The sequence below is a fragment of the Nonomuraea sp. NPDC050022 genome, from assembly GCF_044460705.1.
GTDB lineage: Bacteria > Actinomycetota > Actinomycetes > Streptosporangiales > Streptosporangiaceae > Nonomuraea.
Window position 1 is genome coordinate 813742 of the sequence record NZ_JBITKE010000003.1, and the last position, 19911, is coordinate 833652.

The window sequence follows — 19911 nt, forward strand, 5'->3', positions numbered from 1 at the left end:
GAGCTGCTGCTTTAGATCGGCCGAGCTGCTTGCAGATCAGCCGGCTGAGGCGATGGTGGCCGAGCCGATCACGGTCTCGCCCGAATAGAGCACCGCCGCCTGCCCCGCCGCGACCCCCGTGGCGGGGCGGTCGAGCGTGATGCGCAGCCCGTCGCCGACCTCCTCGAAGTGGCACCCGTAGACCTCGCCATGGGCCCGCAGCTGCACCCTCAGCTCGCCCGGCGCGGCCGCCAACGCGACCGAATCCGGCTCCGTCGGCCCGTTCCAGACCGGTCGGGCGCAGGTGATCGAGGTGACCTCCAGCGCCGAACGCGGCCCCACCGTGACCGTGTTGGACACGGGCTCGATCGACAGCACGTAGCGCGGCCTGCCGTCGGCGGCGGGCCGGTCGATGTGCAGGCCCTTGCGCTGGCCGATGGTGAAGCCGTGGGCGCCGTGGTGGTTGCCGACGACCTCGCCCTCCTGGTCGACGATCGGCCCTTCGGCCGAGCCGAGCCGCTTGGCCAGGAAGCCGCGGGTGTCGCCGTCGGCGATGAAGCAGATGTCGTGGCTGTCGGGCTTGTCGGCGACCGTCAGGCCGCGCCTGGCGGCCTCCTCGCGTACCTCGGCCTTGGTCGAGTCGCCCAGCGGGAAGATCGCGTGGCCGAGCTGCTCGCGGGTGAGCACGCCCAGCACGTAGGACTGGTCCTTGCCCTGGTCGGCGCTTCTCGACAGCACGCCGTCGACCAGCCTGGCGTGGTGGCCGGTGGCGACCGCGTCGAAGCCCAGCGCGAGCGCCCGGTCGAGCACCGCCGAGAACTTGATCTTCTCGTTGCACCGCAGGCACGGGTTGGGCGTGCGGCCCGCCGCGTATTCGGCCACGAAGTCCTCGACCACGTCGCGCTGGAAGCGCTCGGCCATGTCCCAGATGTAGAACGGGATGCCGATCACGTCGGCGGCGCGCCGCGCGTCGCGGGAGTCCTCGACCGTACAGCAGCCCCTGGCCCCCGTGCGGTGGGATTGGGGGTTGGCCGACAAGGCCAGATGCACACCAGTGACGTCGTGACCGGCCTCGGCGATCCGGGCGGCGGCCACGGCGGAGTCGACGCCGCCCGACATGGCGGCAAGCACACGCAATCCCATGACCATTCCAGCGTACTGTCCCGCCAAGCCTGCTCGGCCATCTGCACAACCGGGCGCCGCGTCTGGGAGTATTCAGGCCATGCGACTGTTCGGGCGCAAGGACGACGACGAAGAGCCCATCGAGCCGAGTGACGGCATCGCGCCGTTCTGGGCGTGGTGGGAGGAGACCAGGCCGGAGCTCGACTCGCTCGTGGCCTCCGGTGAGGCCGAGGGGCTGTGGGAGAAGATCGCCCCGGCCGTGGCCGCGGTGCATCCCGACCTGGTCTGGGAGGTGGCTCCCGGCAGGAACGCGGCGCACGCGCTGGTCGTGACCGCCGCCGGCGACGCCGAGCTGCGCCCGCTGGCGCATCGCCTGGTCAAGGGGGCGCCGCCCGCCGACCTGCTGTGGGAGTTCCATCCGTCGCGCCAGGTCAACCCGCAGGCGCTGGAGCTCACGATCGACGTGGGCGGCTTCGAGTTCGCCTTCGACAAGCTGATGCTGGGGCTGCGGGTGCCGCCCAACTCGCCGCGCGTGGACGTGGCCGCCTATCACCCGATCTTCGGCCAGCTCGACGAGGACACCCGGCTGGAGACCACGCTGCTGGCCCTCGACTGGCTGCTCGGCGAGGACGACGTGGCCCGCTGGGTGGGCGAGATCACCCCGGCGACGTTCCAGCCGATCGACTCGGTCGACGCCGTGCACCTGCCCGCCGTGGTGGCCGACCTGGCCTCCGGCTACGAGGAGGAGCAGTGGGCGCTGCTGGAGGGGCAGACGGCGGCCGGCGCGCCGCTGGTCGCCACCGCCCGCTATCCGCTGCGGCCGGTCGACTATCCGCTCTTCGACCAGCACATCGCGATCACGCTCCCGTACGCGCACCGCGACGAGAACGGGCTGCCCGTCGGGGAGTCGCTGACGGCGCTGCGCGACTTCGAGGAACGGCTGGCGGCCCGGCTGCTCAAGCTCCACGACGACGCCGTGCTGGTGGCGCACCTGAGCGCGGAGAGCCACCGGGTCATCCACATCTACGCCGACCCGACCGGCGACGCGGCGATCCACGCCAAGGAGCTGATCGTGGGCTGGGAGGAAGGGGAGCCCAGGGTCGACGTGGCGACCGATCCCGCGTGGAGTGCGGTGGTGGCCTTCATCAACTAGCTCAGGCCGGCGCGGCGGGCGCGTTCGACCGCCGCCGGTAGCACCTCGATCAGCCGGTCGACGTCGTCGTGCGTCGAGGTGTGGCCGAGGGAGAACCTGAGCGAGCCCCTGGCCGCCGCCGAGTCGGCGCCCATCGCCAGGAGTACATGGGAGGGCTGGGCCACCCCGGCCGAGCAGGCGGAGCCGGTCGAGCACTCCACGCCCTTGGCGTCGAGCAGCATGAGCAGGGCGTCGCCTTCGCAGCCGGGGAAGGAGAAGTGGGCGTTTCCCGGCAGCCGGTCCGTCGGGTCGCCGTTGAGCAGCACGTCGGGGACCGCCTGCCGTACGCGCTGGATGAGCTCGTCCCGCAGCGCGGTCAGGCGGCGGCTCAGCGACTCCTGCTCGTTGACCGCGACCCGGATGGCGGTGGCGAGGCCGGCGATGGCGGGCGCGTCGAGCGTGCCGGAGCGTACGTCGCGCTCCTGGCCGCCGCCGTGCATGACCGAGACCGGCGTCATCCCTCGGGCCAGCAGCAGCGCGCCCACGCCCATCGGGCCACCGACCTTGTGGCCGGTCACCGTCAGCGCGTCGGCGCCGGAGTCGGCGAACGACACCGGCAGTTGCCCGACCGCCTGCACGGCGTCGGTGTGGAAGGGAATGCCGCTGTCGTGGGCGATGGCGGCCAGCACGTGCACCGGCTGGACCGTGCCCACCTCGTTGTTGGCCCACATGACGCTGATCATGGCGACGTCGTCGGGGTCGCGGGCGATGGCGGCGCGCAGCGTGTCGGGGTGCACCCGGCCGAACTCGTCGACCTCCAGCAGCTCGACGCGCGCGCCCTGGCTGTCGGCCAGCCAGTGGGCCGGATCGAGGGTGGCGTGGTGCTCGACCGAGCTGACCAGCACCCGCTTCCTCGGCCGGCGCGCCCAGTAGAGTCCCTTGACGGCGAGGTTGTCGGCCTCGGTGCCGCCCGAGGTGAACACCACCTCGCTCGGCCTGGCGCCCAGCGTGTCGGCGATGGTCTCGCGCGATTCTTCGACCACTCTGCGCACTCGGCGGCCGGTCGCGTGCAGCGAGGACGCGTTGCCGACCAGGCCGAGTTGCTCCGTCATGGCCTCGATCGCCTCGGGAAGCATGGGCGTGGTCGCCGCGTGATCAAGGTAGGCCGACGGTCTGCTCACCAGGAAATCGTATCCCCTTTGCTACTGTACCGTCCGGACGGTACAGTAGAGGCATGAGAAGGGACGAGCTACTGGACGCGGCAGAGGATCTCCTCTGTGACCAGGGCTCGACCGCGCTGACCCTGTCCGCGGTGGCCGATCGGGCCGGTGTGAGCAAGGGCGGCCTCCTCTATCACTTCTCCTCCAAGGAAGCCCTGATCAAGGGCATGGTGGAGCGGTTGATCGACGACTTCGACGAGCTGATGGCCGCCCAGGGCGACCCCACCTACACCGAGCGCTACCTCGCGGCGACGCTTGAGGCCGTGCGCTCCAACCGGCTGCGACGATGGGCCGTGGTCACGGGGGCGTCGGGCAACCTGTTCCTGCTCGCGCCGATCCGCGAGGCCATGGCCCGCTGGCACCGCGAGGGCCTGGACGACGAGCCCGACCGGGTGGCGTCCCAGATCGTCCGGCTGGCGTGCGAAGGACTGTGGGACGTGGCCAGCCACGATCCCGACCTGCACGCCGAGAGCGACCTGCGCGCCCTGGAGGCCCGCTGTCGCGCCCTCCTCAAACCCTAGCCTCCCCCTTCCACCACCTTTCTTCGCGCCCGAGCTCGCACTCTGAGCTCCGGGCCGCGCCGCATGCCAGTTAATGAGTGATTTGCGAGGTATGTACCAATGATCCGCGACTTGAGGATCGCCCGTCTCGGGGCGGTTCTTACTTTCGTCCTGGCCGGGCTCCTGGTGGGCACGATGACCGTGCGCATCCCGGCGTTGACCGACAAGCTCGGCCTGTCCGAGTCGGCGGTCGGCCTGATCCTGCTGGCGTGGGGTGTGGGCGCGCTGATCACCATGCAGTCCATGCGCCGGGTCATGAGCCGGGCGGGCAGCAAGACCGTCCTGCGGATCGGCGGCCCGCTGACGGCGCTCGGCCTGGTGGGCGTGGCCTTCGCGCCGAACCTGCCGCTGCTGCTGGTCGCGGCCACGTTCTTCGGCATGGCGTTCGGCATGGTGGACATCGCGATGAACGCCCAGGGGTCCACGGTCGAGCGGGCCTACGGGCGCCCGCTGCTGAACGGCATGCACGCGGGCTGGTGCGTGGGCGCGATCTCGGCCGGCGCTGTGGGCAGCCTGTCGATCGCCCTGGGGCTGTCGTTCACCGTGAACGTGGCGCTGGTCGGCCTGGTCTCGCTGCCGGTGATGGTCCTGCTGGGCCGTACGTACCTGCCCGAACCCCGGGCCGTGTCGACCACCGCCAAGGCCGGCCGCCGCCTGCCCCCGATCGTCTATCTGCTCGGCGCTCTGATGTTCTTCGCGTTCATGGTGGAGGGCACGGTCGCCGACTGGAACGGGCTGTTCATGCGCGACACCCTGGGCGCTCCGGAGGCGCTGGCCGCGCTCGGCTACCCGGTCTTCGAGGTGGGCATGCTGGTCGCCAGGCTCACCGGCGACAGGCTGCGGACCCGGTTCGGGGTACGCGGCATCATGACGGCCTCCGGCGTGGCCACGGCGGGCTTCTTCGCCGTCGTCCTGGTCGCGCCCGCGCCGCTTGTGGCGGTGCTGGCGATGTTCTTCGTCGGCCTCGGCGTGGCGACGATCTCGCCGATGACGCTCTCGCTGGCCGGGACCGCCACCGACACCCCCGGCCCGGCGATCGCCCAGGCGGGGGCCATGGGCTACGCGGGACTGCTGCTCGGCCCGGTGGTGATCGGCTTCCTGACGGACGCCACGTCGCTGCGTGTCGCGCTCGGGATCGCGGTGCTGTTGGGCGTGGCGATCGCGGTGGCCGCCCGCTTCCTGCCACGCGAGGAGCCCACGGCGGTCACCGCCGGTCCGGCCGTCAGGGAGCCCGAACTCGCCGCTGCCTGACCCCGTGACATTTGTCCTGGCTCAGTGGCTTACATTCTGCACTGCCCCGATCCGCAGATCAGTGTGAGGCTGAGCCCATGGTCAAACCAGTCGTCACCGCCTCGGTCCTCGTCGTGACCGCCGTGCCGAGTGTCCTCCAGTTCTTCCTCCCCGGCCTGGAACCCGCGCTCATGCGCGACCCGGCGGCCATCCGCGCCGGGGAATGGTGGCGACTGGGGACCTCCCTCGTCGTCCAGGACAGCGGCGTATTCGGCACTCTGTTCAACCTGGCGTTCCTGGCGGTGCTCGGCTACCTCGCCGAGCGCTCGCTCGGGCCCGCCCGCTGGCTCATCCTGTACGGCGCGGGCGCCGTGGCCGGGCAGGCTGCCGGATACCTGTTCAGCGACCCGGGAGCCGGGAACTCGATCGCCTTGTGCGGCCTGGCGGCGGGCCTGGCCATCGCCTGCGAGGGGTCGCTGGAGCGCTCCGTGGGCGCCTTCTACGCGGTGATGCTGGGCGCGTCCGCCCTCGCGCCCTCCGGCGGCATCTGGAGCTGGGTGGTGACGATCGCTGTCACCGCGGTCGGGTTCCAGCTGGTGACCCGTCACGAGCGGCTGCCCCTGCGGCTCTTCCCCGTCGTCCTCGCGGTCGTCGCCGTCACACTCACCGCCCTCGCCGACCTCCACGGCGTGGCCCTGCTGGGTGGCATGATCGCGGCATGGGCTCTGAGAGGAACGTCCCGTTCGACATACCGGCCTACGTCGCTCGCGTGAAAAGCGGGCCGTGCTTCATCTGCGCCATCGTGGCCGGTGACCCGGCGTACGACCTGGAAGAGATCGTCTACGAGGACGAGCGTCACCTGGCGTTCCTGGCCCGCTACCCGACGATGCCCGGCTACGTCCTGGTGTGTCCGAAGGTGCACGTCGAGCACGCGGTCCGCGATCTCGACGAGGGCGACTACCTCGATCTCATGCGGGTCGTACGGCGGGTGGCGCTGGCCGTCGAGGCGGCGGTTCCGTCCGAACGCACGTACCTGCTCACGCTCGGCAGCCAGCAGGGCAACACGCACCTGCACTGGCACGTGGCCCCGCTGCCACCCGGCACCCCCTATGAGGAACAGCAGTACTACGCCCTCATGTCGGAGAACGGGGTGATCTCCTGGTCGTCCGGCCAGGCCCGGGAGCTCGCGGGCCGGATCCGGGAGGCGCTGGCCAGGGCGTGAGCTGGAAGTTCTCTGTGGATTCCGGCCGCGCTCCATGTCGATCCGCTGCTCGGGGGCTCGCGTTCCCAGGAATCTCACAGATCTCCCCAGAAGCCCTCCATCCGGGCGTACGACGCTGGCCACATGATCCAGCTCAACGGACTGACGAAACGCTACGGCGAGGTGCTCGCCGTGGACGACCTGACCTTCACCGTACGCCCCGGCCTGGTCACGGGCTTTCTCGGCCCGAACGGCGCGGGCAAGTCCACCACGATGCGGATGATCGTCGGCCTCGACCTGCCCACGGCGGGTTCGGTAACCGTCAACGGGCGGGCGTACCGCGACCTGCCCCAGCCGCTGCGGGAGGTGGGGGCGCTGCTGGAGGCGCGGGCCGTGCACCCGCACCGCGGCGCCCGCAACCACCTGCGTTACCTGGCGCAGACCAACGGGATCCCTGACCGGCGCGTCACCGAGGTGCTCGACCTGGTCGGGCTCACGGACGCGGCCGGGAGGAGGGCGGGGACGTTCTCCCTGGGCATGAGCCAGCGGCTCGGCATCGCCGCCGCCCTGCTCGGCGATCCGCCGGTGCTGCTGTTCGACGAGCCGGTGAACGGGCTGGACCCCGAGGGCGTCCTGTGGATCCGCACGCTGATGCGCGGCCTGGCCGCCGAGGGGCGCACGGTGCTGGTCTCCAGCCATCTGATGGGCGAGATGGCGCTGACGGCCGACCGGCTGGTGGTCGTCGGCAAGGGAAGACTCATCGCCGACGCCGACACCGGGACGTTCACCGACACCGGCGCGGAGGTGCTCGTCCGCACGCCCGAGGCCGCCGTCTTCACCCGGCTCCTGGAGCTGTCCGGAGCCCACGTGCGGACGGGCGGCGAGCATAACGGGTCTGGCTCCGGGTCCGGGTCCGGGTCCGGGTCCGGGTCCGGCGAGCTGATCGTGACCGGCATGACCGCGCCCGACGTCGGACGGCTGGCCGCCGCCGAGGGCGTGCCCCTGTTCGAGCTCGCCCCGCGCCGTACCAGCCTGGAGGAGGCCTTCATGGAGCTCACCCGTGACAGCGTCGAGTACGGGGCGGCCCGATGACCGCCGCAGGCGCGCTGCGCGCCGAATGGACCAAGTTCATCACCATCCGATCGACGACGATCCTGTCCGCGGGGATCGTCGCGCTGTCGATCCTGTTCGGCTGGCTGTTCGGGACCGCGACCGCCAATCAGTACGACGCTGCCTCGGCGCAGGACCGGCTGAGCTTCGACCCGATGGCCTCGGCCACGCGGGGCCTGTTCATCGTGCAGCTGCTGGTCGCGGGGCTGGGCGCGCTGGTGGCCTCCTCCGAGTACGGCTCGGGCACCATTCGCGCGAGCGCCGCGGCCGTGGGGCGGCGGCGCCTGCTGATCGCCAAGGGCGGAATGACCGTGCTCGTCGCGCTACCGGTGAGCGTGGCGGCCATGGGGCTGATGATCCTGACCTTCATGGGGACGCTCTCAGCGCGTGGAACACCGGCCCTCGGGCTCGGCGACGCCGCCGTCATCCGCTTTGTGACGCTCGGCCCGATCGTGTTCACACTGCTGGCGCTCTTCGGGCTGGCGCTCGGCGTCCTGCTGCGGGGCACGGCCGCCGCCGTGAACGTCAGCACCGCCTTTCTGCTGCTCCCGATCTTCGCCGGGACCTCTCCCGGCTGGCTGCGCGAGGCCCTCGGCGTCTACTGGCCGAACGTGGCGGCCTTCTCGGCCGCCTCCGGACAGGTACACGCCGGTCTGTCCCCTTGGGGCGGGTTCGGGATCCTCATCGGGTTCACGGCGGTCATGCTGGGTGTCGCGTTCGTACGGTTCGAGGCCCGCGATCTCTGATCCGCTCGTACGCTCGAAAGCGGTCAGGACAGGGAGGAAAGCAGTTGGGTGAAGGCGAACGGCTGCTCGTGGTCGACGACGAACCCACCGTCAGGGAACTGCTCTCGGCGACCCTGCGCTTCGCCGGCTTCACCGTGAGCTCGGCCGAGAGCGGTGTCCAGGCGCTGGAGTCGGCCCGAGCCGACCCGCCCGACCTGGTCCTGCTCGACGTGATGCTGCCCGACCTGGACGGTTTCGAGGTGATCCGCCGGCTCAGGCTGCTGCCCCGGGGTGACGGCCGACCGGGCCCTGTGCCGGTGCTGTTCCTGACGGCCCGCGACGCCACGGCCGACAAGATCAACGGGCTGCGACTGGGCGGCGACGACTATGTGACCAAGCCGTTCGACCTGGAGGAGCTTCTGGCCCGCATCAGGGCCATACTCCGGCGGACGGGCGCGGCTCCCGGCAACGACACGCTGCGCGTGGCCGACCTGGAGGTCGATCCCGAGGGCCACCAGGTGACCAGGGCGGGCCAGGCCGTACGGCTGTCTCCGACGGAGTTCAGGCTGCTGCTCCATCTCGTGCTCAACGCCGGGCGGGTGCTGTCCAAGGCGCAGATCCTCGAACACGTCTGGCGCTACGACTTCGCCGGGGACTCCAGCATCGTCGACACCTACGTCAGTTACCTGCGCCGCAAGATCGACACCGGCGAGACGAAGCTGATCCACACCGTGCACGGCGTCGGATACGTGCTGCGCAGGCCGAAGCGATGATCAGGCGCCTGTCCCTGCGGCTCAGGCTCCTGGCCATCACGGTGGCGCTGCTGTTCGTCGGGCTGGTGGTGATCAGTTCGGTGGTCGTGCAACAGCTGGAATCCCAGCTTCTGACCAGGATCGACGAGAAGCTGGCGCCCATGGGCACCGCCCTGTCCGTGATCTCGCCCCAACTGGCCGATCGGCTGAGGCAGCGGCCGGTCAGCGACCACGTGGCGCAACTCGACCTCTTCGAGCAGGGGTACGCGGCCTACCTGTCCGCCGACGGCACGGTCCTGCGGGAGCTGACCACCGGCGGACGTCCCGAACTGCCCCGGCTGGACTCCGCCACCGTCGCCAACCGCGCGAAGCGGCCGTTCACCGTGAGCGGCGCCGATGACACGGCGTGGCGGGCGATGGCGCTGCCCAAGGCCGGACGGGACGGCTCCGCTCACGCCAGTGTCGTCGTCGCGCTGTCGCTCGACGGCCTGGACACCACGATCGACCGGGTTCGGGTCGTCTGTCTCATCGCGGGTTCGGTGCTGCTGGCCGTGCTCGCTCTCGTCGGCGGCGTGGCGATCCGGGCGGGGCTCGCGCCGCTGCGGCGGGTGGAGGAGACCGCGGCGGCCATCGCGGGCGGCGACCTGACTCGGCGCGTACCGTACCTGGCCATGCCGGGGACGGAGGTCGGGCGGCTCGCGCACGCGCTGAACGGCATGCTCGCCCAGATCGAGCAGGGGTTCGCCGCCCGCGCGGAGTCCGAGGCGCGCATGCGCGGGTTCGTCGCCGACGTCAGCCACGAGCTGCGTACCCCGCTGTTCGGCATCAAGGGGTTCTCGGAGCTGTATCGCATGGGCGGCACGGACGCCGACGCGGCGCTGGCTCGCATCGAGAGCGAGTCCGGGCGTCTGGCGCGGCTGGTGGACGACCTGCTGCTGCTCGCCTTCCTCGACGAGCCCACGACCGCGGGGCTCGACCTGACGCCCATGGACCTGCGTACGCTGGCCGCCGACGCGCGGCACGACTTCGCTGCGCTGGACCCGTCCAGGCCGATCGCGTTCACCGGGCCCGCCGGCGGACCCGCGGCCAGCGCCCCCGTGCTGGGCGACGAGGCCAGGCTGCGGCAGGTGGTCAGCAACCTCGTCGGCAACGCCGTCACCCACACCCCGGCCGGCTCCCCGGTCAGGATCGGCGTCGGCACCCTCGGCGACCAGGCGGTGCTGGTCATCGAGGACGAAGGGCCGGGGCTCAGCGCCGAGGAGTCGGCCCGGGTCTTCGACCGCTTCTACCGCGCCGACGGCTCCAGGGCCAGGTCCACGGGTGGGGCGGGACTCGGACTGGCCATCGTGCGCTCCATTGTCGCCGCCCACGGGGGCCGCGTGGAGGTCCGCTCCGCGCCGGGGCGGGGAGCGGCCTTCCAGGTCCTGCTCCCCGCCAGCGACCAGTGACTCCGGCCCCAGCAAGCGCTACTTGCGCTTGGTGACCTCTTCGGTGAGCTGCGGCACCACCTGGTGCAGGTCGCCCACGACGCCGTAGTCGGCGAGCTCGAAGATCGGCGCCTCCGGGTCCTTGTTGATAGCGACGATGGTCTTCGCGGTCTGCATCCCGGCCCGGTGCTGGATCGCGCCGGAGATGCCGGCCGCGATGTACAGCTGCGGCGACACCGTCTTGCCCGTCTGGCCCACCTGGAACTGGTGGGGGTACCAGCCAGCGTCGGTGGCGGCGCGCGAGGCGCCCACGGCCGCGCCCAGGGCGTCGGCCAGGCCCTCGATGACCGAGAAGTTCTCGGCCGAGCCGACGCCACGGCCGCCGGAGACCACGATCGCGGCCTCGGTCAGCTCGGGGCGCGCGCCCTTCTCCTGCTTCACGCGCTCCAGGACACGGGCGGCCTTGGCGGACTCGGTCAGGGTGACCGACACCTGCTCCTCGGTGCCCGCGCCCGCGGCGGCCTCGGGGGCCGTCGAGTTGGGGCGTACGGCGACGATCGGCGTGCCCTTGCGCACCTTCGAGCGGACGTTGACGCCGCCGCCGAAGATGGACTGGTCGGCCACGAAGCCCTCGCCGAGGCCCACGGCGTCGGTGATGACGCCCGAGTCGGTCTTGACCGCGAGCCGGCCGGCGACCTCCTTGCCCTCGGTCGTGGCGGCCACCAGCACGGCGGCGGGCGACTTGTCGGCCACGAGCTGGGCGAGCAGCTCGGCCTTGGGCGCGACGACGTAGTCGACGATCTCGTCGGCTCCGGCGACGTAGATCTTCTCGGCACCGTATTCGGCGAGCCTGGCCTTGGCCGCGTCGGTGATGCCGGGTCCGGCCCAGACGGCGGCCGGTGCGCCGAGCGAACGGGCCAGGGTCAGCAGTTCGAGTGTGACCTTCTTGACCTCGCCGTCGACGTGCTCGACGAGAACGAGAATCTCCGACATATCAGCTGTCTCTCCCGTGCTCAGATGAACTTCTTGGACGCGAGGAAGTCAGCGGCCTTCGAGCCTCCGTCACCCTCGTCCTTGACGATCGTGCCGGCCGCGCGCGGCGGGGCCGCGGCGAACTCGACGACCTCGGACCAGGCCGCGTCCAGGCCGACCTGGTCGGCCGCGATCTCCGCGTCGGCGATGGCCAGCGTCTCCACCGGCTTCTTCTTGGCCGCCATGATGCCCTTGAAGGACGGGTAGCGCGGGTCGTTGATCTTCTCCACCACGGACACGACGGCGGGCAACTGGGCCGCGACCTTGTCGAACCCGTAGTCGGTGATCCGCTGGATCACGATCTCGGAGCCCTCGATGTCGACCTTCTTGGCGAGGGTGAGCTGGGGTGCGCCCAGGCGCTCGGCCAGCATCGCGGCCAGCACGCCCGTACGCGCGTCGGTGGACTCCGAACCCAGGATGACCAGGTCGAACCCGATCTTCTTGAGCACCTGCGCCATCGCATAGGAGGTCGACAGGGCGTCGGAGCCGTGCAGCGCGTCATCCGTCAGGTGGACGGCCTTGTCCGCGCCCATGGCCAGGGCCTTGCGGATGGTCTCGGTGGCCCGGCTCGGTCCCATGGTGAGAACGGTCACCTCACCGCCGTGGGCTTCCTTGAGCTTCAGGGCCTCCTCGACCGCATACTCGTCAAGCTCGTTCACCACGCCGTCGACGGCGTCACGGTCGAGCGTCTTGTCATCGGACCGGAGCTTGCGCTCGGTCGCCGTGTCGGGGACCTGCTTCACGCAGACGACGATGTTCATGGCCGGTGGCCGACCTCCCGTGTTCGCGTGCGCCGACGCTCGGCGCCTGATGCTTGCTGACAGACTGCCAGGTGTCCCATGGGGCCGTGACAGCGGGTGCTCTCGCGGCCATGTTACCCATGAGTAGCTTAGGCGCAAGCAAGCGAGGCTTACGACAAAGCACCCCCCACCCTACCGAACTTTATTCCGTTACCTGAGTTCAGGCCGACATCAGGAACACGACCCCGACCACCAGCGCCGTACCGGCGAACAGGGCGAGTGTGAACGTACTGAAGACCGCGCTCAGCCCCAGGCAGAGCCCCGCGGCGCCGAGCATCCCGGCGAAATCGAAGATGATCCGGCTCATCCGGAAGCGGCCGCGCGTGAACAGCGCCACCCCCGCGTCGGCCACCGCCACCAGCGCGTACGCGGCCAGCAGGAACAGCGTCACCTCTGGCAGCGGCTCCCGCGCGGCGGCGGCCAGCAGGGCCACGAACAGCCCGGAGCCGATCAGCCAGCGCCTGCGTACCTTCTCCCGGTGCCTGGCCCTGGACTCCTCGACCGACGGACGGCCCCGCTCCTGACCCGGCCGCCACTCCCGGGTCTCCAGGTCGTGCGCCTCGCCGGGCCGGGGGCGCAGAGCCGTGGCGGGCGGACGGACGGCGTAATGGGCGGCCTCGACGCCGAGCCTGTCGCAGATCTGCGCGGCCGTCGGCCGCGCGAGCGGGTCGGTGGCTAGGCACTCGCGCAGCAGCGGGCTCAGCCAGTCTGGGACCCCCTCCAGATCGGGATCGTGGTGCACGACCCGGTAGGCGACCGCCGAGGCCGGTCCCTGCCCGTACGGCTGCCGTCCCGTGGCCGCGTAGGCCAGCGTGGCCCCGAAGGAGAACACATCGGCCGGCATCCCCGACTCCTTGCCCTCCAGCACCTCGGGCGCCAGATAGCCGGGCGTGCCCACCACGGCCCCCGAGGCCGTCACCGAGAGGGAGTCGAGCGCGCTGGCGATGCCGAAGTCGATGACCACCGGCTCACCTTCGGCCATCATCACGTTGGCCGGCTTCAGATCCCGATGCACGACACCCGCCTCGTGCATGGCCAGCAACGCGTCGGCCAGTCCGGCGGCCAGCTGCCGGAGCTCGGGCACCGGCGTGGGGACCGCGCTGAGCGGCCTGCCCTGGACGTAACGGGTCACCAGGTAGGGCTTGGCGACGTCGAGCGAGGCGTCGAGCACCTCGGCAACGTGCGGCCCGCCCACTAACCGCATCGTCTCCACCTCGCGCGCCAGCCGGGTCAGCGCGCCACTGCCGGCCGTCACGTGCGGGTGCAGGACCTTCACCGCGACCGTACGCCCCTCGGGGTCGAGCGCCAGGTGCACCTCACCGAACCCGCCCGCCCCGAGCCGGGAGAGTAACTGATAGGGGCCCAGCCGCTCGCTCATACCCCTTATCTCCCCCCGGAGCGGGCCAAGACACTTACGACCAGGGTGACAGGAACCCCAACCCCACGCCGTCGAGCAGATCGTTGATCAGGCCGGTGATCAAGCCGATCGTGCTCCGCCGCGCATCGCTGGTCAGCTCGTTGATCACGGTCTCCGGAGCCCGCCAGGGCGCCCAGGTCGGTGCCTGGCCCATCGCGAACATCACCGCGAACATCGCGGCCGTACCGACGATCAGGGCGGCGACCAGGGCCGCGCCGGGAGTGCGCAGGATGCCGGTGAGCGAGCGCGTGACCGCCTTGCGCGGCGCGCCGCCGCCCGGCAGCACGAACAGCCCGGCCGTGAAGGCGCCCGCGCCGTACGCGGCGGCGGCGTTGACGCTCATCCCGCCGCCCCAGCGCAGCACGCCCCAGACACAGACGCCGAACATCAGCGCCAGAGGCACGTGGACCAGCGTCACGAGCGCGGCCTTGACCAGCGCCCACGGCGTGCCGACCAGGACGAGCAGCGGATCGGCCGCGCTGCTCCCCCGCACCTGCCTGCGCTTGACCATGTCGCCGAAGAGGTATTCGCCCACCCGCAGCACCAACGCCAGCGCGACGGCCACCGCGCTCACCGCGACGGGCAGCACGACGGCCAGCGCGGTCAGCGTGACCAGCAGCAGCAGGCCGACGAACTGGCTGCCGACCAGGTAACGCTTGCGCTCGGCCGGCGGTGTGTACGGGGGCGGCGCGACCGGCCGCTGCTGACCCGCCTGGGTGGCCGGGCGGTAGGCGGGCGGGTGTGTTGGCGGCGCCGGGTAGCCCGCGACCCGCTGGTCGACGCGCGGGGCCGGGTGCCGCTCCGGCATCGGCGCCGGGACGTAGGGCGGCGGCCGCTCCTCGCGCGGCGGCTTCTCCTCGCGCGCGGGCGCGGCCGGGGTGCCGTACGCGACCGGGGGCAGCAGGTCGGAGTAGTTCTCCATGACCCGAGTCCGGTTACCCATCCGCTTGGTGCCGGTCGGCCCGTCGGCGGACGTCTCGTGGAAGGAGGTCACCGACGGGTCCAGCGCCCTGGCCATCCGCAGGAGCTCCTGGGCGCCGGGCCGGGCACTGGGCTCGACCCGCAGCGCGCGGCTCAGCCAGCCGCGCAGCCAGGCGGGCGCCTTGTCGATCTGCGCGCGCCCTTCCATGATGTTGAAGCAGACCGCCTCGAACGTGCCCGTGCCGAACGGCGGCGCGCCCGTCGCGGCGAAGAACACCGTGGAGGCCAGCGCGTGCACGTCGGCCGCCTGGGTGATCTCCGAGTCGCGGATGATCTCGGGCGCCAGATAGCCGGGCGTGCCGACGAACATCCCCGTCTGGGTCAGCCGGGTGGCGTTGACCAGGTGCGCGATGCCGAAGTCGATGACCAGCGGATCGCCGTTGACCAGCATCACGTTGGACGGCTTGAAGTCGCGGTGGATCACCTCGGCGGCGTGGATGGCCACCAGCGCCTGGCACAGGCCCTGGGCCAGCCTGATGACCTCGCGCGCCTCCAGCGCGCCCTCCGCCAGCACCGTTTCTTCGAGTGTGCGGCCGGGGGCGAAACGGGTCACGACGTACGGCTGGCCGCCGACGAGCTCGGCGTCGAGCACCTCGGCCACGTGCGGGCTGCGCACCCGGCGCATGGTCTCGACTTCGCGCGTCAGCCGGTCACGGGCCTTCAGGTCGGCCGCGACATGCGGGTGCAGGACCTTGATGGCGACCTCGCGGCCCTCGGTGTCGAGGCCCAGGTGGACCACGCCCATGCCGCCCTCGCCGATCTTCCTGACCAGCCGGTAGGGGCCAAGCCGCTCCGGCGCCTGCGTGCTCATCGCCACCGTCCCGGCGTCATCCCCCTGTGCTCCCCTTCAGTCCGTTGAGCTGGGTCACCACAGGTCCGACGTTCAGCGGAGCCCATACGGCCCTCCTCGCGTTGTCGAACGAGCTGTAAGCGAGGATCAGGGAGAGCGCGGCCCCCGCCGCGAGAACTCCCACCATCACCATCGCCGCTGTTCTCGAGGGTACGAGCGATGAGAGGGTTCTGCGCATCTGCCTTCCAGGCCCCTCCACTCCGGGGCCCGCGCAGACGGTCCACAGGGCGATCGCCGCGCCCCAGGCCAAGGCGTTGTAGGGGTTCATCTTGACGAACACGGTAAGCAGCAGCGTCACCGGTAGCCCCAGGATAAGGGCGTAGAAGAACAGCGCGAACGTGATCCCCACCGACTTGGCCAGTTTTTTGGGGAAGGCGAACACGCGCACCACGTCCAGCGCGGCCGACCCGGTGGACCGGCGCGCGACCAGCTCCGGCTGGGCCAGGTCGGCCGCGCGGAGCAGCACCACGACCGGGATCACCAGCAGGCCCACCAGCACGGGCGCCACCACGGCCACCATGATCATCAGGATCAGCAGCATCGCGCTCGCCAGGCCGTAGGCCCGGGACCGCTGCAGCGCCTGCCCGGGGCGGGCCGCCGGGATGAACGGCTCGCGCTTGGTCCGCAGGTCGGGCTGCTGCTGCCCGTAGGCGTCTCTCCTGGTCTGCGCCTCGTGCGGCTGGTAGGGCTGCGCCTGCGGATCATGCGGGAACTGGCCCTGTACCGGGATGTAGGGCGGTGGCTGGATCGGGTTGCCTCGCCCGTAGTCGGGCGCTTCGGGGCGTACCCGGCGGGTGGGGACGTCGGGCGGGTCGGGGCGTACGCGCCGGGTGGGCACGTCGGCATCGGCCGGCGACGGCATGTGGCTGTTGCTCGGCTGATTGTTGCTCGGCTGATTGTTGCTCGGCTGATTGTTGCCCTGCCCGGAGACCTGCCACGGCTGCGGGGCGGCCTCGCGCTGCATCTTGCGCAGCTCTTCCGGGGTCACCCTGCGGGTCGGGTAGGGGTCGCCCTGCTGCTCGGGGAGCAGCGAGACGTACTGCTGCTCCTGCGGCGGCGGCTGGGGCGGCCGGCCCTGGGGCTGCCAGTTCGGGCCGGACCCCTGGTGCGGCTGGCCCTGGTGCGGGGGCTGCTGGCGCTGCTGGCCGTCGACGAGCCGGCGCGGCGTCATGGGCGGGGTCGAGATGTCGTACGACGGCTTGTCGGCCAAGGGCTGCGGCGTCGGCAGCTCGAGCGACGGGTTGGAGCGGTCGGACCGCGGCACGGTCGAGATCTCGTCGCGCACGCCGCCCGGCGGCTTGGGCAGCATCCTGGCGGTCTGCTCGGCCAGCTCGGCCGCCTTGGGCCGCTTGGCAGGGTTGCGCTGGAAGGCCGCCTTGAGCAGCGGCTGCAGCTCCTTCGGGGCCGCGCTCACGTCGGCCTTGCCCGCGGTGATGTTGTAGAAGATCATCTCCAGCGTGCCCTTGCCGAAGGGCGGCTGGCCGGTGCCCGCGTACAGCAGCGTGCCCGCCCAGGCGTGGATGTCGACCTCGGGCCCGGCCTCCTGACCCTCGATGATCTCGGGGGCGAGGTATCCGGGCGTGCCGATGAACATCCCTGTCTGCGTCAGCCTGGTCGCGTCGACCGCCTGGGCGATCCCGAAGTCGATCAGGACCGGCTCGCCGTCGATGATCAGTACATTGCCCGGCTTGAGGTCGCGGTGGATCACGCCGACCGCGTGCACGGCGGCCAGCGCGGTGGCGACCCCGTGCGCGATCTTGACCAGCGCGGGCAGGTCGAGCGGACCGTCGTCCTTGACGATCTCGTCGAGTGGCCGCCCGGCGACGTAACGCGTGACGATGTAGGGCCGATGACCCGTCACATCGGCGTCGATCACCTCGGCGATGTATTTGCTGCGCGCGCGGCGCATGGTCTCGACTTCACGCGACAGACGCCGCCTGGCGACCTCGTCGCCGGCGACCTCCGCGCGCAGGACCTTGACCGCCACCTGCCTACCCTGCGGGTCGACAGCGAGGTGGACAACGCCCATCCCGCCTTCGCCGAGCCGCCTGAGCAGCCGGTAAGGGCCGAGTCGGTCATCGTTCATGGCATGAAGCACCATACCGGCTTAATCCCCGCCCACGAGATGAACCATGAGGCCACATTCCCACTCGTACAACGTCCCGAAGGGGCCCATCGGTTTCCCATTCAACGGTCTCGAATTGGCTTCAGTTTTAGCGTCAGCTCTGGCTTCAACTCGCCAGGGGGAGGATCTCCGCCCCCTTCAACCCGGCAAGAGCGGCCCCGGAAACGGCCAACTTCGACCGCCGAACCCCGCTTCCGATCACTACCCTGTCGTGCTCGGCCACCTTCGTGTCCACCAGGATCGGCCAGTCGGCGGGCAGGCCGAGCGGGGTGATGCCGCCGTATTCCATCCCGGTGAGCTCGACCGCCTCCGCCATCGGGGCGAAGCTCGCCTTGCGCGCGTCGAGATGCCTGCGTACGACGCCGTTGACGTCGACCCGCATCGTGGCGAGCACCATGCACGCCGCATAGCGCGTCTCGCCGCCGCGCTTGGCCGCGACGACCACGCAGTTGGCCGACTCGTCGAGCGTCACGCCGTAGCGCTCGCAGAACGCCGCCGTATCGGCCAGCTCGGGGTCGATCTCGGCCACCTCGACGCCCGCCAGCCCCTGCACGGCAAGGGCCACCGGCTCGGCCAGCAGGTCGGTCCGGTCGGTCGCGGGCACCCAGTCCAACGTCATCCCATCTCCTCGATCGCTCTCTCAGGACCTTACGCCGGTCACCTGAGCAGCGCGCGACGTCACGGTGACTGCAGCACCCGTTGGTGCAGCTGGGTGACGGCGCCACGGGCCGACTCCATGGAGCCCGCCTGCCACGCGATCAGATGGGTGAGCCAGTCGCCCGCGAAGTAAACCCTTCCGCTGGGGCGTTGCAGAAGAGTAAAGGACGAATCAAAGGCGGGCCAGCGTACCCAGCCGCCCTGGATGTGTTCCTGGCGGTCCCAGGCGATGGAGACGCTGGAGAGCAGGTCCTTGCCGTACTTGTCGCCGTGGATCTTCCTGCCCTGGGTGAGGGCGCGGCGCCTGCGGTCATCCGGGGTGAGGGCGCCGTAGAGCTCGGCGTTCTGATCGGTGTTGTAGTAGCCGACGAGCACGCCGCGCTGGGCGTGGAAACCGGCGGACGGGTACCAGATGTGGGTGATGTCCAGGTCGGTCTCGGTCACGCCGCCGTAGATGCGGTCTTCCAGTTCCCACCAGCGCCGACCGTACTCCAGGCCGATCTTGCCGCTGGCGACCGGGATGGGCGTCTTGAGCGCGGCCGTTACGGGCGCGCCGAGGTTGTGCGGGATCTTCGCGAGCAGGTGGGGCGGCAGGGTGGCGATGCAGTAGTCGGCTTTGAGCGAGCCGCCGTCCCAGGTCACCTCGACGCCGTCGGCCATATTGGTGATCTTGGTGACTTTGACGCCGGTCCTGATCCGGTCCGCACCGACCGCCTCGGTGAGCTTGACGACGATGGCGTCCATGCCGCCGACGGGCTGCAGCATGGGGGTCGACTGCTCGTAGCCGAAGTCGTTGGTGATGGAACGGCCGGTGCCGGCGGCGAGGACGGCGTGCAGGGTGCCGGGGGCCGCGAGGGGGGCGCCGCCGTCCAGCGCCGGATATTTCACGAAACCCCGGCGGTCGGAGCCTTCGTAGTCGAGCTTGGGCCCCAGGTCGCCGAACCTGCGCAGGAACTCCAGCAGTCGTTCCTGATCGTCCTTGCCGACCTTCTTGTCAAGCGCACCAACATTCGTCGCTTTAGCCAGCAGCTCCGCCACATACCCGTACATATCTGCACGCGCGGCCCTTGACCGGATCGTCTGCCCGTTGGTGTGAACGAGCGCCTGGCCGTTGGTGTTGATGAACGTCTCGATCGGGATGCCCAGCTCGCGGCAGTAGTCCAGGGTGACCATCCACGGCGCGATCCGCCCCGGGCCCGCGTTGAAGTAGACGCCCTCGCCGAACTTCACCTCCTGCGCGGGACCGTTGAGCTCGGTGAGCCGATCACCGCCGCGCAGCGTGAGGTTCCGGCCGCCGGCCCGGTCCTTGGCCTCCAGCAGCGTGCAGTCGTAGCCGGCCTTGCCCAGCTCGTACGCGGCGGTCAGCCCGGCGACCCCCGCCCCGATGATCACCACCTTGGCCGCCGCCTTGCCGCGCAGCGAGAAGTCGCCCTGCTGGGGGGCGGCGAAGTCCTTGTCCTGCTGGGACGGCGCCAGACCCAGCGCGCCCATGGCGGCGTACATGGCTCCCGCACCACCCACCGCCCCGATACCGACGAGTAACCCCCGCCGGGTCAGCGCCGCGCCCTCCATGCCACTCGCTCCCAACTAT

18 protein-coding genes are annotated in these 19911 nt (G+C 70.9%); 9 read left to right on the forward strand and 9 right to left on the reverse strand.

Going from position 1 to position 19911, the window contains the following annotated elements; translation table 11 throughout:
• Nucleotides 1–36 precede the first annotated feature (36 nt).
• Nucleotides 37–1122, reverse strand: coding sequence for a tRNA 2-thiouridine(34) synthase MnmA (mnmA, locus tag ACIBO2_RS15220; RefSeq protein WP_358539328.1), 1086 nt, complete (start codon nucleotides 1120–1122; stop codon nucleotides 37–39).
• A gap of 79 nt (nucleotides 1123–1201) precedes the next feature.
• On the opposite strand from mnmA, the gene ACIBO2_RS15225 reads away from it, so the two are divergent.
• Nucleotides 1202–2254: a DUF695 domain-containing protein gene (locus ACIBO2_RS15225; RefSeq protein WP_397297413.1), complete on the forward strand. Its 1053-nt coding sequence runs from the start codon at nucleotides 1202–1204 to the stop codon at nucleotides 2252–2254.
• Here the strand turns inward: ACIBO2_RS15225 and ACIBO2_RS15230 are convergent.
• Nucleotides 2251–3414 (reverse strand): cysteine desulfurase family protein, encoded by a 1164-nt coding sequence (locus ACIBO2_RS15230; RefSeq protein WP_358539323.1) that lies wholly within the window; start codon nucleotides 3412–3414, stop codon nucleotides 2251–2253. The two genes, ACIBO2_RS15225 and ACIBO2_RS15230, sit on opposite strands and share 4 nt — an antisense overlap.
• A gap of 53 nt (nucleotides 3415–3467) precedes the next feature.
• Here ACIBO2_RS15230 and ACIBO2_RS15235 point away from each other — a divergent pair, with 53 nt between their 5' ends.
• The 8 genes from ACIBO2_RS15235 to ACIBO2_RS15270 all read left to right on the forward strand — a co-directional run bounded on the left by ACIBO2_RS15235 (nucleotide 3468) and on the right by ACIBO2_RS15270 (nucleotide 10479).
• Nucleotides 3468–3974 (forward strand): TetR/AcrR family transcriptional regulator, encoded by a 507-nt coding sequence (locus tag ACIBO2_RS15235; protein ID WP_358429048.1) that lies wholly within the window; start codon nucleotides 3468–3470, stop codon nucleotides 3972–3974.
• Between the two features lie 99 nt (nucleotides 3975–4073).
• A complete protein-coding gene (locus ACIBO2_RS15240; protein ID WP_397297415.1) occupies nucleotides 4074–5264 on the forward strand; it encodes an MFS transporter in 1191 nt (396 codons plus the stop codon).
• 77 nt (nucleotides 5265–5341) lie between these two features.
• On the forward strand, nucleotides 5342–6016 hold the full coding sequence (locus ACIBO2_RS15245) for a rhomboid family intramembrane serine protease (protein WP_358539317.1): 675 nt from the start codon (nucleotides 5342–5344) through the stop codon (nucleotides 6014–6016).
• Nucleotides 6013–6465, forward strand: a complete 453-nt coding sequence (locus ACIBO2_RS15250) for an HIT family protein (RefSeq protein ID WP_397297418.1) — start codon at nucleotides 6013–6015, stop codon at nucleotides 6463–6465. Before ACIBO2_RS15245 ends, ACIBO2_RS15250 begins: the two co-directional genes overlap by 4 nt.
• Before the next feature lie 123 nt (nucleotides 6466–6588).
• Complete coding sequence (locus ACIBO2_RS15255; RefSeq protein WP_397297420.1) at nucleotides 6589–7536, forward strand: ABC transporter ATP-binding protein; 948 nt, start codon at nucleotides 6589–6591, stop codon at nucleotides 7534–7536.
• On the forward strand, nucleotides 7533–8300 hold the full coding sequence (locus ACIBO2_RS15260) for an ABC transporter permease subunit (RefSeq protein WP_397297422.1): 768 nt from the start codon (nucleotides 7533–7535) through the stop codon (nucleotides 8298–8300). Before ACIBO2_RS15255 ends, ACIBO2_RS15260 begins: the two co-directional genes overlap by 4 nt.
• Nucleotides 8301–8344: 44 nt before the next feature.
• Complete coding sequence (locus ACIBO2_RS15265; protein ID WP_358539306.1) at nucleotides 8345–9052, forward strand: response regulator transcription factor; 708 nt, start codon at nucleotides 8345–8347, stop codon at nucleotides 9050–9052.
• On the forward strand, nucleotides 9049–10479 hold the full coding sequence (locus ACIBO2_RS15270) for a HAMP domain-containing sensor histidine kinase (RefSeq protein WP_358539303.1): 1431 nt from the start codon (nucleotides 9049–9051) through the stop codon (nucleotides 10477–10479). Before ACIBO2_RS15265 ends, ACIBO2_RS15270 begins: the two co-directional genes overlap by 4 nt.
• Before the next feature lie 18 nt (nucleotides 10480–10497).
• Here the strand turns inward: ACIBO2_RS15270 and ACIBO2_RS15275 are convergent, their stop codons facing one another.
• From ACIBO2_RS15275 to ACIBO2_RS15305, 7 genes are all read right to left on the reverse strand, one after another.
• Nucleotides 10498–11451: an electron transfer flavoprotein subunit alpha/FixB family protein gene (locus tag ACIBO2_RS15275; RefSeq protein ID WP_358539301.1), complete on the reverse strand. Its 954-nt coding sequence runs from the start codon at nucleotides 11449–11451 to the stop codon at nucleotides 10498–10500.
• 20 nt (nucleotides 11452–11471) lie between these two features.
• Nucleotides 11472–12251 carry an electron transfer flavoprotein subunit beta/FixA family protein gene (locus tag ACIBO2_RS15280; RefSeq protein ID WP_358539298.1) on the reverse strand — a complete coding sequence of 260 codons (780 nt, stop codon included), beginning with the start codon at nucleotides 12249–12251 and terminating at the stop codon, nucleotides 11472–11474.
• Between the two features lie 199 nt (nucleotides 12252–12450).
• A complete protein-coding gene (locus tag ACIBO2_RS15285) occupies nucleotides 12451–13668 on the reverse strand; it encodes a serine/threonine-protein kinase (protein WP_358539295.1) in 1218 nt (405 codons plus the stop codon).
• A gap of 34 nt (nucleotides 13669–13702) precedes the next feature.
• Nucleotides 13703–15499, reverse strand: coding sequence for a serine/threonine-protein kinase (locus ACIBO2_RS15290; RefSeq protein ID WP_397297426.1), 1797 nt, complete (start codon nucleotides 15497–15499; stop codon nucleotides 13703–13705).
• Nucleotides 15500–15515: 16 nt separating this feature from the next.
• Nucleotides 15516–17624, reverse strand: coding sequence for a protein kinase (locus ACIBO2_RS15295; protein ID WP_397297428.1), 2109 nt, complete (start codon nucleotides 17622–17624; stop codon nucleotides 15516–15518).
• Between the two features lie 145 nt (nucleotides 17625–17769).
• The gene (locus ACIBO2_RS15300; RefSeq protein WP_358539287.1) at nucleotides 17770–18282 is read right to left on the reverse strand and encodes a YbaK/EbsC family protein; all 513 of its coding nucleotides are present in this window, start codon (nucleotides 18280–18282) and stop codon (nucleotides 17770–17772) included.
• Nucleotides 18283–18341: 59 nt separating this feature from the next.
• Complete coding sequence (locus tag ACIBO2_RS15305) at nucleotides 18342–19892, reverse strand: FAD-dependent oxidoreductase (protein ID WP_358539284.1); 1551 nt, start codon at nucleotides 19890–19892, stop codon at nucleotides 18342–18344.
• Nucleotides 19893–19911: the final 19 nt, after the last annotated feature.